This is a genomic window from Bradyrhizobium lablabi (genome assembly GCF_001440475.1).
GTDB lineage: Bacteria > Pseudomonadota > Alphaproteobacteria > Rhizobiales > Xanthobacteraceae > Bradyrhizobium > Bradyrhizobium lablabi.
The window spans coordinates 1-2,639 of the sequence record NZ_LLYB01000104.1 but is presented as its reverse complement, the minus strand read 5'-3'; the positions used below and the strand labels follow the sequence as shown (position 1 = coordinate 2,639).

At 56.0% G+C, this 2,639-nt stretch carries 2 protein-coding genes; both read right to left on the bottom strand.

Annotated elements, in window-relative coordinates:
* Positions 1 to 171: 171 nt before the first annotated feature.
* Positions 172 to 381, bottom strand: a complete 210-nt coding sequence (locus CQ14_RS44010; protein WP_156435624.1) for a hypothetical protein — start codon at positions 379 to 381, stop codon at positions 172 to 174.
* Between the two features lie 469 nt (positions 382 to 850).
* On the bottom strand, positions 851 to 1,963 hold the full coding sequence (gene nolL, locus CQ14_RS30585) for a nodulation factor fucose acetyltransferase NolL (protein WP_057861529.1): 1,113 nt from the start codon (positions 1,961 to 1,963) through the stop codon (positions 851 to 853).
* Positions 1,964 to 2,639: the final 676 nt, after the last annotated feature.

Here is a 2,639-nt window from a genome sequence, read left to right as displayed (position 1 = left end):
CGCGGCGAGAAGGGCGGCGAACAAAAGCCCGGGTCATGACCGGGCGCTTACTGCCGGTCAGCGGGTATCTGACAAAGAAAAGGCCGCCTGCGTTGCCACAAGCGGCCGAAGTCTAGGGAGGAAATGCCCAAGGAGGGCAGGATGCAGCCTAGGATGAACGCCCTCAGCAGCTCAATTGAACGCAGGTAATCCTCGAGCATCCAAACGGTGCGACGGAACGATACGAACGTTTATGTCGAGATCGGCAAGGGTAACGCCAAAAAATTGCCGCTCGCCGCCGGCATCGGCCACCATATGCCGCACCAGGATCATTTCCGCGGCTTGGCCTTGTCGCTGTACTTTTCGTCTTCTCATGAAGGCCCTCGCCTCTGTCAGCGCCATGCTCCATCTTGGGGTTTGGCGTCACGCCGCCGCCGTTGGCAAAGCCGGCCTTGTTGCTCATTCTGGCGCTTTTCTGCGGAGTGGCGGCGGCATTACCCGAGTACTTGAGCGGTTGCGTCACTTCGGTCCTTTGGTTGCGCGGTGTATGCTCGCGGGCTTCTGCATCGTGCGGGAAAGCGGTACCGAGCCGCGCGGATCGCCCCTTCAGGATCAGCTCGTCCTCACGGACGCATGGATCGGTCTTCGTAGTCGGCGATTCGATGTGGCGATGTCCTTCGCATTGCCGCCCATCCGGCTCATCGGCTGGACGAGCTTCTGCCCTGGAATTGACGCCAGCATCAGCGATCTCCGCTCCAGCGGCATGACGACACACGTCAACAAGGTCCGTCACGCCGCCACAACCAATGTCAGAGGCTGCGACGAGACCAACGAGGAGCCGGGCTCTCCAGAATTCAGATCTCGGCTGCAGCTAATTATCTGCTGGCTGATACTTCGGACAAGCCGGGCGTGGTGGCGCTCCAAGAACGAGCTGAGATAGATAGGGAATGTCGCGCACGATCCACCGTATCGTTAGCCCGACGGCAACAATCGCTCCCCCAAGAATTCCCGCGACGACCAACCTAGTCGTGAGATCCCAAAGTTCCCCGTACTGTATCGAATCCATGAGACGAAAGATCGTGCCTTGTATCAAGTATAGCAGCAGCGTGCTCTGTCCCAGTTCCACGGTGATAAAGCTGATCACACGCTTTGAGCGGCCGACTTTCCAGCATTGGAGGATGAGCACGATGACAATCGCTGAGGCCGCTGCGGAGCCGACAAGCATCAGAAGTACGTTTTGTGCCGACTGCATATCGTGCACTAGGGCGAGATTGTTGTAGATGTAAGTGTCTTTGCGCCAGGCTAGAAAGCACACCAAAGCCGCTATGGAGAGAAACATGATTAAGAGCGGCTTGTGAGATCGCGCTATGCCCGTCCACCATTCTCTCGACTGAGCAAAAGAGAATCCTAGGCAGAAAAACGGGAACGTATACTTTATAAGAGGCAATATGGAAAATGTCACAGGTGTAAGTGCGACTAGTAAAACTGATACGAATAAGATCCAGGGCGACCAACGATTGAAAATCAAAAGAATTTTGACGAGAAGGAAGGAAACAAAAGCAGCCCAGATGAACCAGTATGTGCCGGCGGAATCGTTTAGACACCGCAAGACGCTGCCTGGTTCGCTTGCAGACGAGCTAAATACGGCCAACTTGGCTGCCTCCAGGAGAGCGTACCAAAACAGCATGGGCAACAAGAGCTGCACCGCACGATCACCGATGGCTCGAGTGAACGACTTTCGCAAGAGCGCTCGCCAAGAAAGATATCCACTGATCGCCATAAACAGTGGCATGTGGAACATGTAGATCCATTTGAAACATGGCGACTCCCAGAAGCCTCCATCTCGGTAGACGACATATTGGATCACGTGACCGACGATCACCAAAGTGATGAGCACTCCTTTCGCGAAATCTAAACCTAGCTCTCGATCCTTTGCCTCTGGCGTGCGCGGCCCGGGAACATCCGATCCAGTTGTATTTAACAATGTATTNTCAAACCTCTCGGTATTGTTCCGATGAGCCGGATACTCGTTGACGGGGAATANCCCGCTGCTACCAAGTACTGGTGCACGGTGACAAGGCGCTGACCATCTCAGGAGAGATAGGCCGAGCTGCCGAGCATAGGTATACGCTGCGGCCACCTATTATAAAAAGCACTTCGCGGCTGCAGCTTTGCATCGCGCAAACAATCCATTCGGCGATGGCGGAGGCATTTGCCATCTATACTCTACGGCCTCCGATAGCTGAAGGTGGTCGATGGCATGTTCAATTGTACGGAGGTGGACGACCGGTATCGAAAGGAGGGGACCTGCTATACGAAGGTTTACCTATGGAGGCTCTGCCCCACTTCGACCGGCTTGCCTGATCGAGGGGGCGCGTTGCGGCCTGTGCGACCGGAAGGAGTGTTTGCACACTTCCAGCGGCCGGCCTGCCCGTGGGTGTTTGCGATTCCTGAACCGCTCCTTTGCAAGGACCGATGGCGCTCCCGCAGCACCTTTCTGCCGTCTCAGCAGACCATTGCTATCGACCACCGCCTGGATTTTGCTCGTCAAGCCGTCGCGTGACTTTTCCCACCAACTGGCGCTGGTTCCTTGTGATACAGGCGCCATGCGTAAGCGGCAAGCTGAGGCCGTCAGGCGGCGTGGTTCCATGGCATAAGCG

Bases quoted from the DNA above. Each gene is read 5' to 3' on its own strand.
- CQ14_RS44010 (WP_156435624.1), bottom strand. From the start codon at position 381: ATGGCGCTGACAGAGGCGAGGGCCTTCATGAGAAGACGAAAAGTACAG.